At 66.8% G+C, this 2806-nt stretch carries 3 protein-coding genes; all 3 read right to left on the bottom strand.

Features of this window, described 5'->3' with window-relative positions:
• Positions 1–588 (bottom strand): RrF2 family transcriptional regulator (locus tag FVW20_RS11770; protein ID WP_231039068.1); only part of this gene is annotated, 588 nt, incomplete at its 3' end.
• 410 nt (positions 589–998) lie between these two features.
• Positions 999–1457: an RrF2 family transcriptional regulator gene (locus FVW20_RS11765; RefSeq protein ID WP_196609762.1), complete on the bottom strand. Its 459-nt coding sequence runs from the start codon at positions 1455–1457 to the stop codon at positions 999–1001.
• A gap of 268 nt (positions 1458–1725) precedes the next feature.
• Complete coding sequence (locus FVW20_RS11760; protein WP_196609761.1) at positions 1726–2535, bottom strand: HD-GYP domain-containing protein; 810 nt, start codon at positions 2533–2535, stop codon at positions 1726–1728.
• Positions 2536–2806: the final 271 nt, after the last annotated feature.

Below are 2806 nucleotides of genomic sequence, written 5' to 3'. Positions count from 1 at the left end.
GCGTTGCGGCCCGGGCGGCGCGAAAGCGACGGGGCAACCCACCGCCGCCTGTCCGCCGAACGCCTGCGCACCCGTCAGGCCCGCCGGTTCTTCCAGCCCGGCCAACGCGCGCAGCTCGCGTTCCGCCTCGTGGCGGTGCTCGTCCACGGTGCCGGGGCACCAGTCGCCGAACTTGACGCCCTGGTCCACGTAGCGCAGCAGTTCGCCAAAGGTGATGGCGTCCAGCCGGGCGAACATGGCCCGGCTGCACTCCTTCCAGACCATGCGCGTAAGGCAGCCGGGGGCATGGGTGCAGTTTTCCTCGTCGCGGCCGCAGCCCACCATTTCCGCCCCGCCTTCCAGCACGCGCACCACGTCGCCCACGGAAATGTCATCGGGCGCACGCCCCAGGCGGTGACCGCCGTTGGGCCCGCGCTGGCTCATCAGCAGGCCCGCCTCTTTCAGCGAACGGCTGATCTTTTCCAGATACTTCTGCGATACGTCCAGTCGGCGCGCCACGTCGCGCATCAACACCGGCCCCAGACGGCTGTGCTGGGCGATGTCCAGCATCATTCGCGTGCCGTAGCGGCTGTTGGTCAGCAATCGCATGCGCTGCCCCCTCGGTTGACTATCACCTCGCGGCCCGTCACGAAGCCCCACACGCCCGTGCCGTGCCGCCCCCGCGCGCGCCGCACCTGCCCCATCCACATGCACGAGGAAAGCGGCAGCACTTCATGCGCGCTATTGTACCATAGCATACCGCAATGGTATATTCAACAACATCGCACAGCTAACGCATTCACTCCCCATCGGGACAATCCGGATTGAACGAATTGCCACGCAGAAAATCCACATTGCATGTGACAATGTTGGCACAACATGACACGTCGCATCACGAACGCCCTGTTGCATGAAACAGAAACGGCGTCCTGCCTGCACGGGCGGGACGCCATTGTCGTCAAAAGAAGGCGAGGGATTGAATGCGGCGAAAAGAGCGGGGCGGTTGCCGAAGGACGGCGTCAGGCACCCGGCCTGTCCGCACGGGCGGTGCCGTCATGCGTCGGGTCGGGGTCTGTCAGGTCGGGCAGCCCCTTGGCCAGGTCATCCAGGGTGATCGAATCAAGGGCGGATTCCACGGCATCGGCGGCGCGCGTCCAGCCAAGGCAGGTCAGCCTGTCGCCGGGGGTGGCGGGCAGGTCGCAGTGTTCCGCGATGCGGATGCCGCCCTCCATGAGCCGCACCACGGTGCCCAGGGTGATCTTGGCGGGCGGCAAGGCAAGCCGGTGGCCGCCCATGGCCCCTCGCGCGCTGGCCGTAAGCCCGGCGCGGCGCAGATCCTTGAGGATCTGCTCCAGAAACTGGACGCTGATGTCCGTATGGCGCGACAGCGCGGTGGTGGTCAGCGGCCCCCCGGTGCCGTGCACCGCAAGGGCTACCAGCACCCGTGCCGCATAGCGCGTTCTGGCGGTAAGCTTCATGCCGTTTCAGGGTCTCCCGTTACGGCGGCGCGCGATGTTGCACCCCGTCCGCTACGGTACACCTACACCATGCCTGCACGGCATTCAACACCATTAGTCAAAATCGGCACGCTCCGACATTGCGGTACACATGTCAGCGGACTGTTGTACCGGACCATTTCCATCTCGGATGTTTTCAATCCGAAACAACGTTCCACAAAAGAAACCGCATGAAACAGTTTTGGCGCGCTGCCTGCCGCTGTCCCGCCCGGCACGAACGCAGGGCCTTTCATCCGGCATGCTCGCCGGTGTGCAGGATGGAAATCACCTTGTCCCGCGCGGCCCACAGGTCTGCCACAATGTCCAGAAAGGCGTCCAGCGACCTGGGGTCGAAGTGGGTGCCCCGCCCTTCACGCATGATGCCGAGGGCCTTGTCCAACTCGAAGGCGGGCTTGTAGGGCCGCTTGCTGGTCAGTGCGTCGAACACGTCGGCCACGGCCACGATGCGCCCCTCGAGCGGAATGGCTTCGCCCGAAAGTCCGCGCGGATAGCCGCTGCCGTCCCAGCGTTCGTGGTGGGTGCCCGCGATGGAGGCGGCAACGCGCACCACCCGCGACGACGAGGCCGACAGTATCTTCTCGCCGATGGTGGCATGCTGCTGCATCACAATGAATTCTTCCGGCGTGAGCCTGGCCGGTTTCAGCAGGATGGCGTCGGGCGTGCCGATCTTGCCCACGTCGTGCATGGGCGCGGCCACGCGCAGATCGCGCAGCCCGTCGGCGTGCATGCCCAGCGCGGCGGCGATGCCTTCGCTGTAGAAGGCCATGCGCAGGATGTGGTCTCCGGTGTCGTCGTCCTTGTAGGCGGCGGCCAGGGTGAGCCTGTTCAGGGTATCCAGGTACGAGCGTTCCAGCTCCGCGCGCGAGGCGCGCAGATCGAGCACGGTCCGCCCCAGGTCGTCGGCGAAGGCGCGCAACTGACCATGGGCCAGACGCAATTGCTCGCGCGTTTCCTCCATGGCCGTGCAGGCCCTTTCCGCCCCCTCTTCAAGGCGGCTCCGCTCGGGATGCCGTGGATCGTGCGTGGTGTCCTGGGTCATGCGGTCCTCCCGCGCTGTACGCCCTGTCTCCATGGCCGGGCGTTGGTGCATGCCTCTTGCCGTTTCCGTGACGCCGTACCGCGCGGCGGCATTCTCCGCGCATCTTGTCCTGTGGTGCGCCGGTCCGCCCCCCTGCATGCGCCACCCGCATCTTTTCCTGTGGCCGCGCCGGGTTCGAGCTTTCACTCGTGCGGGACCCGGCGCGGCCTGGGTCGGGGGGTGGTCAACTCCGGGGCGGGTGGGCCGCGCGGCGCCCCCCCGTCCGCCGTCC

The organism is Nitratidesulfovibrio oxamicus, from assembly GCF_015731765.1.
Classification (GTDB): domain Bacteria; phylum Desulfobacterota; class Desulfovibrionia; order Desulfovibrionales; family Desulfovibrionaceae; genus Cupidesulfovibrio; species Cupidesulfovibrio oxamicus.
Note: the sequence above shows the minus strand (reverse complement) of the source record. Positions and strands in the feature narration are given on the sequence as shown.

Bases quoted from the DNA above. Each gene is read 5' to 3' on its own strand.
- FVW20_RS11760 (WP_196609761.1), bottom strand. From the start codon at position 2,535: ATGACCCAGGACACCACGCACGATCCACGGCATCCCGAGCGGAGCCGC.
- FVW20_RS11765 (WP_196609762.1), bottom strand. From the start codon at position 1,457: ATGAAGCTTACCGCCAGAACGCGCTATGCGGCACGGGTGCTGGTAGCC.